This window comes from Streptomyces sp. NPDC090442 (genome assembly GCF_044769405.1).
In the GTDB taxonomy this organism is placed as follows: domain Bacteria; phylum Actinomycetota; class Actinomycetes; order Streptomycetales; family Streptomycetaceae; genus Streptomyces.
On sequence record NZ_JBIVXW010000003.1, the window covers coordinates 12,675 to 29,161 of the forward strand.

The 16,487-nt window shown below is 73.5% G+C and carries 17 protein-coding genes; 13 read left to right on the forward strand and 4 right to left on the reverse strand.

Annotated elements, in window-relative coordinates; genetic code table 11:
* Positions 1-59: 59 nt before the first annotated feature.
* The 5 genes from ACIQU6_RS03480 to ACIQU6_RS03500 all read left to right on the forward strand — a co-directional run bounded on the left by ACIQU6_RS03480 (position 60) and on the right by ACIQU6_RS03500 (position 4,220).
* The gene (locus tag ACIQU6_RS03480) at positions 60-545 is read left to right on the forward strand and encodes an SRPBCC family protein (protein WP_403479951.1); all 486 of its coding nucleotides are present in this window, start codon (positions 60-62) and stop codon (positions 543-545) included.
* 2 nt (positions 546-547) lie between these two features.
* A complete protein-coding gene (locus ACIQU6_RS03485) occupies positions 548-1,756 on the forward strand; it encodes an ArsA family ATPase (protein WP_403479952.1) in 1,209 nt (402 codons plus the stop codon).
* A 109-nt stretch (positions 1,757-1,865) separates the two neighbouring features.
* Positions 1,866-2,339 (forward strand): DUF5304 domain-containing protein, encoded by a 474-nt coding sequence (locus ACIQU6_RS03490; protein WP_403479953.1) that lies wholly within the window; start codon positions 1,866-1,868, stop codon positions 2,337-2,339.
* Positions 2,340-2,400: 61 nt separating this feature from the next.
* On the forward strand, positions 2,401-3,342 hold the full coding sequence (locus ACIQU6_RS03495; protein WP_403479954.1) for an ROK family glucokinase: 942 nt from the start codon (positions 2,401-2,403) through the stop codon (positions 3,340-3,342).
* A 98-nt stretch (positions 3,343-3,440) separates the two neighbouring features.
* Positions 3,441-4,220 (forward strand): endonuclease/exonuclease/phosphatase family protein, encoded by a 780-nt coding sequence (locus ACIQU6_RS03500; protein ID WP_403479955.1) that lies wholly within the window; start codon positions 3,441-3,443, stop codon positions 4,218-4,220.
* A gap of 54 nt (positions 4,221-4,274) precedes the next feature.
* Here the strand turns inward: ACIQU6_RS03500 and ACIQU6_RS03505 are convergent, their stop codons facing one another.
* Positions 4,275-4,883, reverse strand: coding sequence for a hypothetical protein (locus tag ACIQU6_RS03505; protein WP_403479956.1), 609 nt, complete (start codon positions 4,881-4,883; stop codon positions 4,275-4,277).
* Positions 4,870-5,667 carry an alpha/beta hydrolase gene (locus tag ACIQU6_RS03510; protein WP_403479957.1) on the reverse strand — a complete coding sequence of 266 codons (798 nt, stop codon included), beginning with the start codon at positions 5,665-5,667 and terminating at the stop codon, positions 4,870-4,872. Before ACIQU6_RS03510 ends, ACIQU6_RS03505 begins: the two co-directional genes overlap by 14 nt.
* A 262-nt stretch (positions 5,668-5,929) precedes the next feature.
* On the opposite strand from ACIQU6_RS03510, the gene ACIQU6_RS03515 reads away from it, so the two are divergent.
* From ACIQU6_RS03515 to ACIQU6_RS03535, 5 genes are all read left to right on the forward strand, one after another.
* Positions 5,930-6,631 (forward strand): 1-acyl-sn-glycerol-3-phosphate acyltransferase, encoded by a 702-nt coding sequence (locus ACIQU6_RS03515; protein WP_274916118.1) that lies wholly within the window; start codon positions 5,930-5,932, stop codon positions 6,629-6,631.
* A gap of 101 nt (positions 6,632-6,732) precedes the next feature.
* Entirely contained in the window at positions 6,733-8,052 is a 1,320-nt protein-coding gene (gene macS / locus ACIQU6_RS03520; protein WP_403479958.1) for a MacS family sensor histidine kinase, read from the forward strand.
* 66 nt (positions 8,053-8,118) lie between these two features.
* Positions 8,119-8,790: a response regulator gene (locus ACIQU6_RS03525; RefSeq protein ID WP_383407862.1), complete on the forward strand. Its 672-nt coding sequence runs from the start codon at positions 8,119-8,121 to the stop codon at positions 8,788-8,790.
* Between the two features lie 187 nt (positions 8,791-8,977).
* A complete protein-coding gene (locus tag ACIQU6_RS03530; RefSeq protein ID WP_403479959.1) occupies positions 8,978-10,006 on the forward strand; it encodes a 6-phosphofructokinase in 1,029 nt (342 codons plus the stop codon).
* A gap of 143 nt (positions 10,007-10,149) precedes the next feature.
* Positions 10,150-11,166 (forward strand): 2-hydroxyacid dehydrogenase, encoded by a 1,017-nt coding sequence (locus ACIQU6_RS03535; protein WP_403479960.1) that lies wholly within the window; start codon positions 10,150-10,152, stop codon positions 11,164-11,166.
* Here ACIQU6_RS03535 and ACIQU6_RS03540 read toward each other — a convergent pair.
* Complete coding sequence (locus ACIQU6_RS03540; protein ID WP_403479961.1) at positions 11,132-13,108, reverse strand: anthranilate synthase family protein; 1,977 nt, start codon at positions 13,106-13,108, stop codon at positions 11,132-11,134. The genes ACIQU6_RS03535 and ACIQU6_RS03540 overlap by 35 nt on opposite strands.
* Positions 13,109-13,370: 262 nt before the next feature.
* On the opposite strand from ACIQU6_RS03540, the gene ACIQU6_RS03545 reads away from it, so the two are divergent.
* Positions 13,371-14,720: a class II 3-deoxy-7-phosphoheptulonate synthase gene (locus ACIQU6_RS03545; RefSeq protein WP_403479962.1), complete on the forward strand. Its 1,350-nt coding sequence runs from the start codon at positions 13,371-13,373 to the stop codon at positions 14,718-14,720.
* A gap of 157 nt (positions 14,721-14,877) precedes the next feature.
* Complete coding sequence (locus tag ACIQU6_RS03550) at positions 14,878-15,192, forward strand: bacterioferritin-associated ferredoxin (protein ID WP_403479963.1); 315 nt, start codon at positions 14,878-14,880, stop codon at positions 15,190-15,192.
* 37 nt (positions 15,193-15,229) lie between these two features.
* Here the strand turns inward: ACIQU6_RS03550 and bfr are convergent, their stop codons facing one another.
* Entirely contained in the window at positions 15,230-15,706 is a 477-nt protein-coding gene (bfr, locus tag ACIQU6_RS03555) for a bacterioferritin (RefSeq protein ID WP_403479964.1), read from the reverse strand.
* A gap of 156 nt (positions 15,707-15,862) precedes the next feature.
* On the opposite strand from bfr, the gene ACIQU6_RS03560 reads away from it, so the two are divergent.
* On the forward strand, positions 15,863-16,483 hold the full coding sequence (locus ACIQU6_RS03560) for a sulfite oxidase-like oxidoreductase (protein WP_403479965.1): 621 nt from the start codon (positions 15,863-15,865) through the stop codon (positions 16,481-16,483).
* Positions 16,484-16,487 lie beyond the last annotated feature (4 nt).

Genomic DNA, 16,487 nt, shown 5'->3' on the forward strand with positions numbered 1-16,487 from the left:
CGGGGTCTTCCCCGCAGGGTCGGCGGACCGGCATGAATCGGTATGGAGGAGTCACGGCGATGGCCGAACACACCAGCTCGAACATCACGATCGAGGCGGCACCGGCCGAGGTGATGGGAGTGATCGCCGACTTCGACCGCTATCCGGAGTGGACCGGAGAGGTCAAGGAGGCCGAGATCCTCGCCAGCGACGACCGGGGCCGCGCGGAGAAGGTGCGCCTGGTGCTGGACGCGGGCGCCATCAAGGACGACCACACCCTCGCCTACACCTGGACCGGCGAGGACGAGGTGAGCTGGTCGCTGGTGAAGTCGCAGATGCTGCGCGTCCTGGACGGCTCCTACCGGCTCGCCGCGCTGGACGGCGGCGCCCGCACCGAGGTCACCTACCAGCTCACCGTCGACGTCAAGATCCCGATGCTCGGGATGATCAAGCGCAAGGCCGAGAAGGTCATCATCGACCGGGCGCTGGCCGGCCTGAAGAAGCGCGTGGAGGGCGACCCCGCGACGTCCGCCGCCGCCCCCGCCGACGAGGCCGAGAAGCGCTGAGCGTGCGGACCGTCCTCGTCACCGGCCCCGGCGGCGCGGGCCGCACCACGCTCGCCGCCGCGACCGCCCTGGCCGGTGCCCGCCAAGGCGCCCGGACCCTCCTGCTCACCACCCAGGCGAGCGCCCCGGAGATGGTCCTCGACGCCCGCCCGGGCACCGCCGAACCGACCGCGATAGCCGGGGCCCCCGGCCTCTACGCCCGCCGGATCGACCCCGCGGACCGCTTCCGCCAGGAGTTCCTCGCCTTCCAGGAGCGCGCCGGCGTCGCCCTCGACCTGCTCGGCGCGGCCCCCCTCGACGAGGACGAACTGACCGAACTCCCCGGCTCCGAGCCCTTCGCGCTGCTGCACGCGCTGCGCGCCGCGCACGCCTCGGGCGACTGGGAGCTGCTGGTCGTCGACGCGCCACCGGCCGCCGAAACGATCCGGCTGCTGGCCCTGCCCGCGCAGGTCCGCCGCTACCTCCGCCGCCTGCTGCCGCCCGAGCGCCAGGCGGCCCGCGCGTTGCGCCCGGTCCTCGCCCAGCTCGCCGGCGTCCCGATGCCGGCCCAGAAACTGTACGAGGCCGCCGAGCGCTGGGAGGACGAACTCGCCGCCGTCCAGCGGGTGGTGGACGCCCCCGGCACCTCCGTACGGCTGGTCACCGACGCCGGCCCGGTCGCCCACGCCACCCTGCGCGCGCTGCGCGTCGGGCTCGCGCTGCACGGCCGCCGCACCGACGGCGTCCTGGTCAACCGGCTGCTCCCGGTCGGCTCCGCGGACCCCTTCCTGGCCGGCCTCTCCGACGGCCAGCAGACCGCCCTCAAGGCGCTGCGCGAGGAGTTCCCCGACGTCCCGGTGCACGAGGTGCCCCACCTGGGCCGCGACCCGCAGGGCGTGGCGGAGCTCGGCGCGCTGCTGCCCGCGCCCGCCGGGCACGCCACGGAGCCGCCCGCCGCGCCCACCGACCCCTGGACCGTCGAGGACCGGCTGGCCACCGACGGCATCCTCGTCTGGCGGGTACCGCTGCCCGGCGCCCGACGGGACGGCCTGGGCCTGGTGCGCCGCGGCGACGAGATCGTGGTGACCGTCGGCCGCTTCCGGCGGATCAGGACGCTGCCCTCGGCGCTGCGCCGCTGCACGGTCTCCGGCGCCGCGCTGCGCGACGGCGCCCTGGAGATCCGCTTCACCCCGGACCCGGGACTGTGGCCGCGGAGCGCGCCGAGCGACTGAAGTGGGCACCCCCGTTCGGGTAACGTCGTAAGCGGTCACCGCCCCGCGGTGCCCGCACCGCAGCGCACCGTCCCGGTCCGCACCGTCCGAGGAGTCCACGGAGCCCGCCATGAGTGAAGCCACCGAGCGTCCCGCCGACCACAGCGCCGCGCCGGACGCCGACGCCTGGGAGACGGCCTGCGCCGAGGACCTCGCCGCGGAGCAGGCCCGCCGCCGGGCCGCCTACGGCCCCCCGCCCGGCAGCGCCGCCGACGAGCTGCGCAAGCTGGCCGAGGCGGTCACCGACAAGCTGGCCGGCATCCAACTGCCCGGCGCGCTCGGCGGGATGGCCGCCAGCGGCGCGGTGGGCGGGCTGCTGCGCCAGGCCAAGGCGGCCGTCGAGCCGGTCATCGAGCGCAACCCCGACGTCTTCGACCACCTCGCCGCGGCCGGCTCCGAACTCCTCGCCGCCTACCGCTCGGCGGTCGAGGGCAGCGAGCGCCGCTGGACCCGCGAGGCGGGCACCGACGAGGGCCCCGGGGGCCGGTCCGACGATCCGCGCGACGACGGCTCGTCCGGCACCGAACGCATTGACCTCGACTGACGCTTCCCCCGCCTCCGGTACGGTGGGGCACGGCGGGGTTCGAGCGAAAACTGAGGGACACATGGGACTCACCATCGGCGTTGACATCGGCGGCACGAAGATCGCGGCCGGCGTGGTCGACGAAGAGGGTTCGATCCTTGAGACGTGCAAGGTAGCGACCCCGCGAGCCACCGACGAGCTGACCGAGGCCATCGCCGACGCCGTCCGCACGGTCGGCGCCGGCCACCACGTCGAGGCCGTCGGCATCGGCGCCGCCGGCTACGTGGACGAGAAGCGGGCCACGGTCCTCTTCGCCCCGAACATCGACTGGCGCCACGAGCCGCTCAAGGACAAGGTCGAGCAGCGCGTCGGCCTCCCCGTGGTGGTCGAGAACGACGCCAACGCCGCGGCCTGGGGCGAGTACAAGTTCGGCGCCGGCAAGGGCCACAGCGACGTCATCTGCATCACTCTCGGCACCGGCCTGGGCGGCGGCATCATCATCGGCAACAAGCTGCGCCGCGGCCGCTTCGGCGTCGCCGCGGAGTTCGGCCACATCCGGGTCGTCCCGGACGGCCTGCTGTGCGGCTGCGGCAGCCAGGGCTGCTGGGAGCAGTACGCCTCCGGCCGCGCCCTGCTGCGCTACGCCCGGCAGCGCGCCTTCGCCACCCCGGAGAGCGCCGCGGCGCTGCTCGCGCTCGGCGACGGCACCCCCGAGGGCATCCAGGGCAAGCACATCAGCGAGGCCGCCCGGCACGGCGACCCGGTCGCCATCGACTCGTTCCGCGAGCTGGCCCGTTGGGCCGGCGCCGGCCTCGCCGACCTGGCCTCGCTCTTCGACCCGTCGGCGTTCATCGTCGGCGGCGGGGTCTCGGACGAGGGCGAGCTGGTGCTGGACCCGATCCGCAAGTCCTTCAGACGCTGGCTGGTCGGCAGCCAGTGGCGGCCGCACGCCCAGGTGCTCGCCGCCCAACTCGGCGGCAGGGCCGGGCTGGTGGGCGCGGCCGACCTGGCGCGCCAGGGCTGACGCGGATGGGCGGCGAGCGCTCCGGACGGCCCGCGTCCGGCTCCGCGGGGCCGGGGTCCGAGACCGCAACGGCCGAGCCCACGACCGGACTTGCAGCCTTGGCCAGCGAGACGTGCGCTGCTTCCGAGGTCTGGGAAGAGAGCAGGGGCGGCGCGGAGCGGCACGGTTCGGCGGTCGTCCGGGTGCTCAGCTACAACGTCCGCTCGCTGCGCGACGACACGGCGGCGCTGGCCCGGGTCATCCGGGCCTGCGCCCCCGACGTCGTCCTCGTCCAGGAGGCGCCGCGGTTCTTCCGCTGGCGCAAGGCCGCCGAACGGCTGGCCCGGTCCGCCGGCCTGGTTTACGTCACCGGCGGTGCGACGACCGCCGGCCCGATGGTGCTGGCCACCCTCCGCGCCCATGTCGAGCGCACCGAGGACGTGCTGCTGCCCCGCACCCCCGGGCTGCACCAACGGGGCCTGGCCGCCGCGGTGCTCCGGCTCGGCGGGGCCCGGCTCGGCGTCGTGAGCTGCCATCTGAGCCTGTCCGCACGGGAGCGGTACGCGCAGGCCGGGCTGGTGCTGGAGCGCGTCGCCGGGCTGGGGGTGCGGCACGCGGTGGTCGGCGGGGACCTCAACGACCGCCCGGGCGGCCGGAGTTTCCGGCGGATCGCGGCGGAGCTCCGGGACGGCTGGGCGGCGGCGCCGTGCGGCGGCGAGTTCACCTCCGGCTCGCACGAGCCCCGGCAGCGGATCGACGCGGTGTTCGCCACCGGGGGCGTCGAGGTGCTCGGGTGCGGGGTGCCGCGGGAGCTGCCCGGCCTGCGCCCGGCGGACCTGCGGGCGGCCTCGGACCACCTGCCGGTGCTGGCCGCCCTGCGGGTGCCGGCCGACGGCTGACCGGCCGCCCGGCGGCAACGGCCCGTCCGGGCCGCCGCGTTCGGGCGCCGGCGCTCAGACCACCGCGCCGCCGCCCGGCAGGTCGTCGTCCTCGTCGTGGCCGTTGTTCATCCGGGCGAAGAGGGTGACCAGGCCGCCCAGGAAGCCGCCGACGCCCAGGACGACGATCCACCAGGTGAGCGGCTGCTGGAGGACGACCATGGCGACCAACAGCAGCGGGCCGCCGAGCGCCGCGATCCAGGCGAACTTGGTGGTGGTGTCGGCCTGCGGCAGCGGCGGCGGCTCGGGCGGCGTGAAGTGGCCCTCGTCGTCCTCGTGGAAGTCGTCGTCGGAGGGCTCGCGGGCGGACCAGTCGCGCGGGCCCACGCCGGGGGCGAAGACCACGAAGCTGCCGGGGCGGGACGGGGGGACGTCGCCGGGGGCGCCCGGGTCCGGGGCGCCCGGGGCGGGATGGTCGTCGTCCGCGGGGCGCGGCGCGGGGGAGTCCGGGGCGGTGGCCTCGCCCTCGGCCGGCGCGGTGCCCTCCCGTCGTCCGTCGCCGGTCGCTTCGTCGGTGTCCGGGCCCGGGAACTCCGGGCGCTCGCCGTAGCCCGCCACGATCTCCGCCCAGGCGGCGTCCTCGTCGAGCGGGTCGCGGGGGTCGCGGGGACTACGCTCCGCCACTGGCCGCCGTCCCTTCCTGGACCGCGTCCGGCCGGGCCTCGGGGGCGAGCCGGGTGATGAAGTCATGGGTGTCCGCGAAGATCCGCTCCGCGTCGTGGTCGAGGGTGGCGACGTGGTAGCTGCGCTCAAGCCGGGTGTGCCGGACGTCGGTGGACGAGACCCGGCTGAGGATGCGGTCGGAGTCGGCGGGCCGGACGACGTGGTCCTGCGGGCTGGTCATCACCAGCAACGGCTGGGTGACGCGCGGGAGTTCGTCGTCGACCAGCCGGAAGAACGCCCGCAGCGAGTACGCGGCGTGCAGTGGCACCCGGTCGTAACCGACCTCGGTCGCGCCGGGCTTGGCGATGTCGCTGGCGATGCCCTTCGTGGAGCGGACGACGTGCCGCAGCGCCGGCAGCAGCGGCGCCGCCCGCTCGTGGACCTTGTTGCCCGGATTGACCAGCGCCACCCCGCTGACGGCGTCGCCGTGCCGGGCGGCCAGCCGCAGCGCCAGCGCGCCGCCCATCGACAGGCCGCAGACGAAGACCGTGCCGCAGCGCTCGGTCAGCGCGCGCAGCTCCCGGTCGACCTCGGCGTACCAGTCCTGCCAGGTGGTGAGCTGCATGTCCTGCCACCGGGTGCCGTGGCCGGGCAGCAGCGGGACGGTGACGCTCAGACCCCGATCGGCGAGGTACTCGGCCCAGGGGCGGACGGACTGGGGGGAGCCGGTGAAGCCGTGGCAGACGAGGACGCCGACGTCTCCGCCGTCACGGCGGAACGGCTCGGCTCCGGGGAGGAGCGGCACCGGAGGACTCCGATCGATGAAGGGGCTGGCGGGTTACTTCAGGGTACGCAAAGTAATCGCGGCGGGGTAGGGCCGTGGACGGTGGGAGCGGTGGGCGCAGGAGCGCGGTGCGCCGGGCGCGCGCCGTCCCGGGCGGGACCCGCGCGCGGCCCGCCGGTGGGCGTGCGCGCGGCCCGATGGCCCGCCGCGGCCCCCGGCGCGCCGCGCGGGGGTTAAGGTCATTGCGTCAGACACAGGAGGCAGTCGGTTGATCTACGGCGCAATGAAGTTTTCCATCGGCGGTTCGCTGCGGCTCGCGTTCCGCCCCTGGGTGGAAGGCATCGAGAACGTGCCCGCCGAGGGTGCGGCGATCCTCGCGAGCAACCATCTGTCCTTCTCGGACTCGTTCTTCCTGCCCGCGGTGCTCGACCGCAAGGTGACCTTCATCGCGAAGGCGGAGTACTTCACCTCCCCGGGGGTGAAGGGCAAGTTGACGGCCGCGTTCTTCAAGGGCGTGGGGCAGCTCCCGGTGGACCGCTCCGGCGCCCGCGGCGCGGGCGAGGCGGCGATCAAGAGCGGCATCGAGGTGCTGGAGCGCGGGGAGCTCTTCGGCATCTACCCCGAGGGCACCCGTTCCCCGGACGGCCGGCTCTACCGCGGCAAGCCCGGCGGGCTGGCGCGGGTGGCGCTGGCCACGGGGGCGCCGGTCATCCCGGTGGCGATGATCGACACCGAGAAGGTGCAGCCGCCGGGCAAGGTGCTGCCGAAGATGGTCCGGCCCGGCATCCGGATCGGCAAGCCGCTGGACTTCAGCCGTTACCAGGGCATGGAGAACGACCGGTACATCCTGCGCTCGATCACCGACGAGGTGATGTACGAGATCATGAAGCTCTCCGGCCAGGAGTACGTCGACATCTACGCGACCGCCGCCAAGCGGCAGATCGCCGAGGCGGCCAAGGCCGCGGAGGCGCAGAAGAAGGCGTAGCGCACGGGGCGGTGCGGGCCGGTGGGGGCCGGCGCCGCGGCGGACGGAAGGACGAGTCGAGACCGGGGGCGGCGCGGCCCCCGGTGAGGGGTGGGGCCCGCATGACGGATGCCGACATACAGGACGCCCGGACCGCGGGTGGTGACGCGTCGGGCGCCCGGGACGCGGGAGGCGCGGCCGACGGCGGCCGCCAGCAGGCGCTGCGGATGTCCGTCGAACTGCCGCTGTGGCGGGCGCTGACCGGCTACCGGATCCTGACCCTGGTCTACGCGCTGTGCCTGTGCACCGTGGCCTACCCGCACTACGCGCACCCGTGGGGCGCTGCCGCGTACCTGGCCGTGCTCACCCTCTGGACCGGGCTGACCTGGCGCCGGACGACCTCCGCCGAGCGCTGCACCCGGCGGTTCCTCGTCGTCGACCTCGGCTTCGCGGTCGGCGGCATCCTGCTCACCGCGGTCATCGACACCCAGGCCCGCATCATGGACGGCAGCCCGACGCTCCCGTCCATCTGGACGGCGGGCGCCGTGTTGGGGTTCGCCATCAAGGGCGGCTGGCGGTGGGCGGCGGTGGCCTCCACCATCGTGGCGGCGGCCAACCTCGTCGAGCGCCAGGAGCTGGCCCGGGACACCGTCCACAACGTGGTCCTGGTGTGGGTGGCCAGCGTCGCCATCGGCTACGTCGTCGAGGTGGCGCGGGCCAGTGAGCGCACGCTGGCGCGCGCCCTCCAGATCGAGGCGGCCACCCGCGAGCGGGAGCGGCTGGCCCGCGACATCCACGACAGCGTGCTCCAGGTGCTCGCCATGGTGCAGCGGCGCGGCACCGCGATCGGCGGCGAGGCGGCCGAACTGGGACGGATGGCGGGCGAACAGGAGGTGGCGCTGCGCACGTTGGTGGCCGGCGGGCTGGTGCCCCGGCAACGGGGGGCGGTGACGCCGGCGGACACCACGACGGACGGCGCGGCGGCCCGCGGCCCGGCGCCGGCCGGCTGCGGCGGCCCCTGCGACCTGATGGCGCTGCTCGCCCCGTATGCCGGGGCCGGGGTGACGCTGTCCGGTCCGGGCGGCCCGGTCGCGCTGCCGGCCGTCGCCGCGGGGGAGTTGACCGCCGCTGTCGGTGCCGCGTTGGACAATGTCCGGGTGCACGTGGGGGCCGAGGCCCGCGCGTGGATCCTGGTGGAGGACGAGCCGGACGCGGTGATCGTGACGGTGCGCGACGAGGGCCCCGGCATTCCCGAGGGCCGGCTCGCCGCGGCCGAGCGCGAGGGCCGCCTCGGCGCGGCGCTCTCGATCCGCGGCCGGCTGCGGGAGTTGGGCGGCGGCGCCGAGTGGCTCTCGGTCCCCGGCCAGGGCACGGAAGTGGAGTTGAAGGTTCCCAAGGGCGCCGCGCCCAGGGACGGACGACGGGGGAGGACCGGCGGGTGAACGAGCGCGGCGGAAGCGGCCCTTCGTCGGTGCGTGCCGGGCGGGGCGGGCGAAGCGAGGTGGGGCATGAGTGACGGGACGGGCCTGCGGGTCATGGTGGTCGACGACCACCCGATGTGGCGGGACGCGGTCGCCCGGGATCTGGCGGAGGCCGGGTTCGAGGTGGTGGCGACGGCCGGGGACGGGCCGCAGGCGGTGCGTCGGGCCCAGGCCGCGGCGCCCGACGTGCTGGTCCTGGACCTCAATCTGCCGGGGCTGCCCGGCGTCCAGGTGTGCCGGCAACTGGTCGGCGCCGACCCGTCGTTGCGGGTGCTGGTGCTCTCCGCCAGCGGCGAGCACGCCGACGTCCTGGAGGCGGTGAAGTCCGGCGCCACCGGCTATCTGCTGAAGTCCGCCAGCACCGAGGAACTGCTCGACGCGGTCCGCCGCACCGCCGCCGGCGACCCCGTCTTCACCCCCGGCCTGGCCGGCCTGGTCCTCGGCGAGTACCGCCGGCTGGCGACCGAACCGACCCCGGCGGCCGCCGACGAACCGGACGCCCCCCGGCTGACCGAGCGCGAGACCGAGGTGCTGCGCCTGGTCGCCAAGGGGCTCTCGTACAAGCAGATCGCCGAACGGCTGGTCATCTCGCACCGCACCGTGCAGAACCACGTCCAGAACACCCTGGGCAAGCTCCAACTCCACAACCGCGTCGAGCTGGTGCGCTACGCGATCGAGCGCGGCCTGGACGGCGTCTGACCCGTAGGTCGCACCCGCCGCGCCCGCCCCTTCCGCTCGTACGGGTGAAGAGCGGGCGCCAACTCCCCTGGCACGGAGGGGAATCGGCGCACACCCCATCCCTGGGTGACCCAGATCACCATTAGCGTGACGGTCGTTACGTTCACGGACGGCCGTACGCGGCCACGGACGGGATGAAGGTGAAGCGATGCGGGTCGGAGTACTGACCGGCGGCGGCGACTGCCCGGGTCTGAACGCGGTGATCAGGGGCATCGTCCGCAAGGGCACCCAGGAGTACGGATACGACTTCGTCGGCTTCCGGGACGGCTGGCGCGGACCGCTCAGCGACAGGACGGTGCGGCTGGACATCCCGGCCGTGCGCGGCATCCTGCCCCGCGGCGGGACCGTCCTCGGCTCGTCCAGGACCAACCCCTTCAAGGAGGAGGACGGCGTCCGCCGGATCAAGGAGACCCTCGCCAAGCACGAGACCGAGGCGCTGATCGCGATCGGCGGCGAGGACACCCTCGGCGTCGCCTCCCGGCTCTGCTCGGAGTACGGCGTCCCCTGCGTCGGCGTGCCCAAGACCATCGACAACGACCTGTCGGCCACGGACTACACCTTCGGCTTCGACACCGCCGTCGGCGTCGCCACCGAGGCCATCGACCGGCTGCACACCACCGCCGAGTCGCACATGCGGGTGCTGGTCGTGGAGGTGATGGGCCGGCACGCCGGCTGGATCGCGCTGCACTCCGGCCTGGCCGGCGGCGCCAACGTCATCCTCATCCCGGAGCAGCGCTTCGACGTCGACGAGGTCTGCCGCTGGATCGAGTCCCGCTTCAAGGCCAGCTACGCGCCGATCGTGGTGGTCGCCGAGGGTGCCATGCCCAAGGACGGCGACATGGTCCTCAAGGACGGCAGCACCGACTCCTTCGGCCACGTCCGGCTCTCCGGCGTGGGCGAGTGGCTGGCCAAGGAGATCGAGCGGCGCACCGGCAAGGAGGCCCGCACCACCGTCCTCGGCCACACCCAGCGCGGCGGCACCCCCAGTGCCTTCGACCGCTGGCTGGCCACCCGCTTCGGGCTGCACGCCATCGACGCGGTGCGCGACGGCGACTTCGGCAAGATGGTCGCGCTGCGCGGCACCGACATCGTCCGGGTGCCGCTGACCGAGGCGACCGCCAAGCTCAAGACGGTCGACCCCGCGCTCTACGCCGAGGTCGGCGTCTTCTTCGGCTGACGCCGCCGCCCGCTCCCGGGCGGCACCGCCGGGCGATGGGCCGTATATTCGCCGTGTCGCGACATGTCCGGCCCATTGCTTGTGCGCACCGCCGCCGCCCGGCGCCGCCGCGCCACCACCGGCGGGGGAGAACGGGAGAGAACGTGGAGATCGTCGCCTTCGGTGTGCAGGCGGACGAGCGGCCGCTCCTGGAGAAGGCGTTCGCCGGCCGCCATCAGGTCCGCTGCCTGGACGTCTTCCTCAACCGCGACACCGCCCCCATCGCCCACGGCTACGAGGCCGTCTCCACCAGCGTCAACGACGACCTGACCGCCGAGGTGCTGCAGACCCTCGCGGCCGGCGGCACCAAGATGGTCGCCCAGCGCTCCACCGGCTTCAACAACATCGACCTGGAGGCCGCCGCCGACCTCGGCATGACCATCGGCCGGGTCTCCGCCTACTCGCCGTACGCGGTCGCGGAGTTCGCCTGGCTGCTGGCGCTGGCGGTGAACCGGCGGCTGGTCCCGGCCGCCAACCGCACCCGGAACTTCGACTTCCGGCTGGACGGCCTGATGGGCCGCGATCTGCACGGCCGCACCGCCGGGGTGCTCGGCACCGGCAAGATCGGTGCGGCCTTCGCGAGGATCGCGCACGGCTTCGGGATGGAGCTGCTGGGCTGGGACCTCGTCGAGAACCCCGAGTGCCTGGCGCTGGGCATGCGCTACGTCCCCCGGGAGCGGTTGTTCGCCGAGGCGGACCTGGTCAGCCTGCACGTCCCGTTGACCGAGGAAACCCGGCACCTGGTCGACGCCGCCGCGCTGGCCGCGATGAAGGCCGACGCGATCCTGGTCAACTCCAGCCGCGGCGGGCTGATCGACACCGCGGCCCTGGTGGAGACGCTCAAGGCCGGCCGGCTCACCGGCGTCGGCCTGGACGTCTACGAGGAGGAGGCCGGCCTCTTCTTCTACGACAAGTCCCTGGACGTGATCAGCGACGACACCCTGGCCCGGCTGATGACCTTCGCGAACGTGCTGGTCACCTCGCACCAGGCGTACTTCACCGCGGAGGCGGTCGGCCAGATCGTCGAGACCACCGTGGTCAACGTCGAGGACCATCTGGCCGGCCGCACCAACGGCAACATGCTGGTCACACGAGGACAGCGGCCAGCAACTGTGCGGTGACCGCCGCGCCGTCGAGCGTCAGCACCGACTCGGGGTGGAACTGCACCCCCGCGAAGCCGGGGCCGCGCAGCGCGTGCACCTCGCCGCTCGCCTCGTCCCGGCTCAACTCGACGCGGTGCATGGCCAGTTCGACCGCCGTCCGGTCGTCGCAGCGGGCCGTGAAGGTGTTGTAGAAGCCGACCGTCTCGGGCCGTCCGAAGAAGTCGATCCGCTCCTGGGCGCCCTGGAACGGCACCTCCTTGCGGACGATCTCCAACCCCAGCTCGGCGGCGATGAGTTCGTGGCCGAGGCAGACGCCGAGGAGGGAGCGGCCGGAAGGGGTGCGTTCCGGGGCGGCGGTGGGGCGGCGGTGGCCGGCCACCAGGTCGGCGGCGAGCGCGCGCAGGAAGCGCATCTTGGGGTCGGCGGTGTCGGTCGGGTCGCCGGGGCCCGGGCCCAGCACCACCGGCCCCGGGTGCGCCAGGGCGGCCGCGCGCAGCCCCGGCTCGTCGTAGCGGCGGACCGTCACCGTCAGCCCGGCGGCGCGCAGCAGGTGCGCCAGCATCGCGGTGAAGGTGTCCTCGGCGTCGATCACCAGGGCGTGCCCGTGCAGCCCGGCGACCGGGGCGGTGGTCTGCATCCGCAGCCAGAACGGGGCCAGGTCGGCGCGGCGGGCGTCCAGCGCGGCCCGCACCCGCGGGTCGTCGGCCAGCCGCGGCGCCGGGTCGGCCGCGGCCCGCGCGGGGGCCGGCCGGACGCCCAGCGCGGTCAGCACCCCGGCCGCCTTGGCGTGCGTCTCGGCCACCTCGCCGTGCGGGTCGGAGGCGCGCACCAGGGTGGCGCCGACCGGGACCCGCAGGCGGCCGTCGGCGGCGATGTCCGCGGTGCGGATCAGGATCGGGGAGTCCAGCGTCTGGACGCCGCTCGCGTCCCGGCCGAGCAGCGCCAGCGCGCCGGCGTAGTAGCCGCGGCCGCGGCCGTCCGGAGCGACCGGCTCGTGCCGCTCGATGACCCGGCAGGCGTTCTGCACCGGCGACCCGGTGACCGTCGCCGCGAACATCGTCTCCTTGAGGACCTCGCGCACGTCCAGGGTGGAGCGGCCGCGCAGCTCGTACTCGGTGTGCGCCAGGTGCGCCATCTCCTTGAGCCGGGGCCCGACCACCACCCCGCCCCGGTCGCCGACGGTGCACATCATCTTCAGCTCCTCGTCGACCACCATCGACAGCTCCTCGACCTCCTTGCGGTCGTCGAGGAACGCCAGCAGGCCCTCCGCGGTGGGTCCCTGCGCGGGGTAGCGGTAGGTCCCGCTGATGGGGTTCATCACGACGGTCCCGCCGGCCATCCGGACGTGCACCTCGGGGCTGGCGCCGACCAGCGTGCGCACGCCCGGCCGGTGCACCACGAACGTCCAGTACGCCCCGCGCTCGCCGGCCAGCAGCCGCCGGAACAGCGCCAGTGCGTCGGCCGCCGAGAAGTCCGCGATCCCGCCCTCGAAGGTGCGGCGGACGACGAAGTTGGCGCCCTCGCCGGTGCCGATCTCCTCCCGCACCACCCGCTCGACGATCTCCGCGTAGGCCGCATCGGAGACGTCGAAGGCCCCGCCGTCCACCGTCACCTCGTGCGCCGGCAGCGCCGACAGCAGCGCGGGCAGCGGGAGTTCGTGGTGCTCGTCGGGCCGCAGCACGGCCAGCGGGGTGCCGTCGTCGTGCGCCCGGAAGCCGCGCTCGCGGATCTGCCGGAACGGGACCAGGGCCAGCGCGTCGGTCACCGGCGCGTCCGGCACCCCCGTGCCCAACGGGATGTCGGCCAGGCACTCGACCTCGGTCACCTCGCCGATCAGCACCTCGACGACGGTGCCGTCGAGGCCCGGAGAGTGCCGGCGGAGCAGGGCGAACGGCGGGCAGGCGGGGTCGAGCAGCCGCTGGACCAGCGCGGCGGCGTCGGGCTGGGGCTGGGGGTGCATGGCGGTTCCTTCCGGGAGGTGAGTGCTTCCGGTACGGAGGGAACGGCCGCGGGAACACCGAAGGCCGCCCCTCGGGCGGCCTTCGCGGTTCGTCGTGCGCGTACGCGAATCAGTGGGCCGCCGGTTGGGCGGTCCACCACCAGTTCATGGTCGTGATCGATCGCGTCTGCATGGCGGGAACCCTACCGGATCGCCGGTCACTCGCGTCTCAGAGTCCGGATGCCGGACGGACACCCCCCGGGGACCCCGTAATGTGGGGCATGTGACCGTGAACGCTGAAACCCACGCCGGTGGCCACACCTGGCGAGACCTGCCCGCGGCGCAGCAGCCTGACTGGCCGGACCAAGAGGCTCTGCGCGATGTGATCGCTGAGCTCACGTCCTATCCGCCGCTCGTCTTCGCGGGCGAGTGCGACCAGCTTCGCGAGCGGATCGCCGCGGTCGCCCGGGGCGAGGCGTTCCTGCTCCAGGGCGGCGACTGCGCGGAGGCGTTCGACGCCGTCTCCGCCGAGCACATCCGCAACAAGCTCAAGACCCTGCTCCAGATGGGCGCCGTGCTGACGTACGCAGGGTCCGTCCCGGTGGTCAAGGTCGGCCGGATCGCCGGTCAGTACAGCAAGCCGCGCTCCAAGCCGACCGAGACCCGCGACGGGGTGACCCTGCCGACCTACCGCGGCGACTCCGTCAACGGCTTCGAGTTCACCCCCGAGGCCCGCACCCCGGACCCCGAGCGCCTGAAGCGGATGTACCACGCCTCCGCCTCGACGCTGAACCTCGTCCGGGCCTTCACCACCGGTGGCTACGCCGACCTGCGCCAGGTGCACGCCTGGAACCAGGACTTCGTGAAGTCCTCGCCGTCGGGCCAGCGGTACGAGGCGCTGGCGCGCGAGATCGACCGGGCGATGAACTTCATGAACGCCTGTGGGGTGGACCCGGAGGCGTTCAAGACGGTGGAGTTCTTCTCCTCGCACGAGGCGCTGATCCTCGACTACGAGTCGGCGCTGACCCGCACCGACTCCCGCACCGGCAAGCTCTACGACGTCTCGGGCCACATGGTCTGGATCGGCGAGCGCACCCGTCAACTGGACGGCGCGCACATCGAGTTCGCCTCCCGCATCCGCAATCCGATCGGCGTCAAGCTGGGTCCGACGACGACGGCGTCGGACGCGCTCACCCTGATCGACCGGCTCGACCCGGAGCGCGAGCCGGGCCGGCTGACCTTCATCACCCGCATGGGAGCGGACAAGATCCGCGACAAGCTGCCCGAGCTGGTGGAGAAGGTCACCGCCGCCGGTGCCCAGGTCGCCTGGATCACCGACCCGATGCACGGCAACACCTTCGAGGCGGCCTCGGGCCACAAGACCCGCCGCTTCGACGACGTGCTGGACGAGGTCAAGGGCTTCTTCGAGGTCCACAAGGCGCTCGGCACGCACCCGGGCGGCATCCACGTCGAGCTGACCGGCGACGACGTCACCGAGTGCGTGGGCGGCGGCGACGAGATCTTCGTCGACGACCTGCACCAGCGCTACGAGACCGCCTGCGACCCGCGACTGAACCGCAGCCAGTCGCTGGACCTGGCCTTCCTGGTGGCGGAGATGTACCGCGACCAGTGAGGCGCGCGGCATGACGGTGGGGCGCGGATCCTGTGATCCGCGCCCCACTGCGTTGCCGTGCGTTGTTCCGCGCCCGCCGAGGCGGGTAAGGTAAGGGTAACCTCACCGGCGATCACGGAGATCGGGTCGAGGCGCTCTTATTCGGAGGTGAACCCGCGTGTACGTCTGCTCCTGCTTCGGCATCACCGAGCAGCAGGTTCGTGAGCACGCGGACCGGGGTGCCTGCACGCCCCGCCAGGTCGCCTCCGCCTGCAAGGCCGGTACCGACTGCGGCAGTTGCGTCCGCCGCATCCAGGCGCTGCTGGGTCGCGGTGCGTGCCCCCGCCGGGAGCTGATCGACCGCGGCGCCCCTGATGCGCTGCGCTCGGACTCCGCGGAGTGGGACCAGGCGCCGGACCCGGAGTCCGTGCCCCTGTCGCCGGTCGTGGAGGAGGACGCACCGGGGCCCGTGGGCCTCCCGGCGGCCGCGTGACCTCCCGGGTCGTCCCGCCGGCGCGCACCGCCGGCCCTCAGCTCGGCTGCTCGATCACCTGGGCGAGGTAGAGCGCTTCCCCCAGCTTCTCGACCAGCTCCAGCTGGGTGTCGAGGTAGTCGATGTGGTGCTCCTCGTCCTCCAGGATGGCCTCGAAGATGTTGGCCGAGGTGATGTCCCCCTTGGCGCGCATGACCTCGATGCCGCGCTTGAGGCGGTCGATGGCCTCCACCTCGATCTGCCGGTCGGCCTGGAACATCTCGGTGACGGTCTGCCCGACGCGGACGTGGAACAGTCGCTGGTAGTTCGGCAGCGCCTCCAGGAAGAGGATCCGGTCGGTCAGCGTCTCCGCGTGCTTCATCTCGTCGAAGGACTCGGCGCGGGTGTACTTGGCGAGCTTGTACCAACCGAAGTTCTCCTGCATCTTCGCGTGCAGGAAGTACTGGTTGATCGCGGTCAGCTCGCCGGTCAGCTGCTCGTTGAGGAATTCGATGACCTCGGGGTCGCCCTGCATGGTTGCGGGCCCCTTTCACGCGAGTTACTGGGCAGGTGCCGCGCATCCTCGCACCGCCCCGAGCGCAACGTCCAGTAAGTGCACGCTTAGTACGGTTTGCCTGAATCCGTCCCACCCTGGTCATCGGCACCCTGCACCGTCTGACACCATGGAGGCATGGGTCAGCCGGAGAGTCGCGAAGAGGAGCCGGTGCTGCCTCCGGGTCAGCGGCTCCAGCGGGGCTGGCCGGTCACGCACTACGGTCCGGTGCCGAAATTCCGCCCGGAGCGCTGGGAATTCCGGGTCTTCGGCGCCACCGCCGACGGCGCCAAGCACTGTTGGACGCACGAGGAGTTCACGGCCCTGCCGTACGAAACCGTCGTCGCGGACATGCACTGCGTCACCAAGTTCAGCATGCTCGGCGCCGAGTGGGGCGGGGTGCGCACCCGCACGATCCTTGAGCTCGCACCGCCCGCGCCCGACGTCACGCACGTGATGGTCTGGGCCGAGTACGGCTTCAGCTCCAACCTCCAACTCGCCGACTTCGGCGGGGAGCGGTGCATCTTCGCCACCCACCGCTCCGGCGAACTGCTCACCGCCGAACACGGCTTCCCGGTCCGGCTGATCGTGCCGCACCTCTACGCCTGGAAGGGCCCCAAGTGGGTCCGCGGTATCGAGTACATGACGGCCGACCGCCGCGGCTTCTGGGAGGAGCGCGGCTACCACAACCTCGGCGACCCCTGGCGCGAGCAGCGCTACTCGTACCAGGAGGAGCCGGGCGACGGGCCGGAGTTGTAGGGCC

Bases quoted from the DNA above. Each gene is read 5' to 3' on its own strand.
- ACIQU6_RS03480 (WP_403479951.1), top strand. From the start codon at position 60: ATGGCCGAACACACCAGCTCGAACATCACGATCGAGGCGGCACCGGCC.
- ACIQU6_RS03515 (WP_274916118.1), top strand. From the start codon at position 5,930: ATGAAGTTTTCCATCGGCGGTTCGCTGCGGCTCGCGTTCCGCCCCTGG.
- bfr (WP_403479964.1), bottom strand. From the start codon at position 15,706: ATGCAGGGCGACCCCGAGGTCATCGAATTCCTCAACGAGCAGCTGACC.
- ACIQU6_RS03490 (WP_403479953.1), top strand. From the start codon at position 1,866: ATGAGTGAAGCCACCGAGCGTCCCGCCGACCACAGCGCCGCGCCGGAC.
- ACIQU6_RS03495 (WP_403479954.1), top strand. From the start codon at position 2,401: ATGGGACTCACCATCGGCGTTGACATCGGCGGCACGAAGATCGCGGCC.
- ACIQU6_RS03525 (WP_383407862.1), top strand. From the start codon at position 8,119: ATGAGTGACGGGACGGGCCTGCGGGTCATGGTGGTCGACGACCACCCG.
- ACIQU6_RS03560 (WP_403479965.1), top strand. From the start codon at position 15,863: ATGGGTCAGCCGGAGAGTCGCGAAGAGGAGCCGGTGCTGCCTCCGGGT.
- macS (WP_403479958.1), top strand. From the start codon at position 6,733: ATGACGGATGCCGACATACAGGACGCCCGGACCGCGGGTGGTGACGCG.
- ACIQU6_RS03540 (WP_403479961.1), bottom strand. From the start codon at position 13,108: ATGCACCCCCAGCCCCAGCCCGACGCCGCCGCGCTGGTCCAGCGGCTG.
- ACIQU6_RS03530 (WP_403479959.1), top strand. From the start codon at position 8,978: ATGCGGGTCGGAGTACTGACCGGCGGCGGCGACTGCCCGGGTCTGAAC.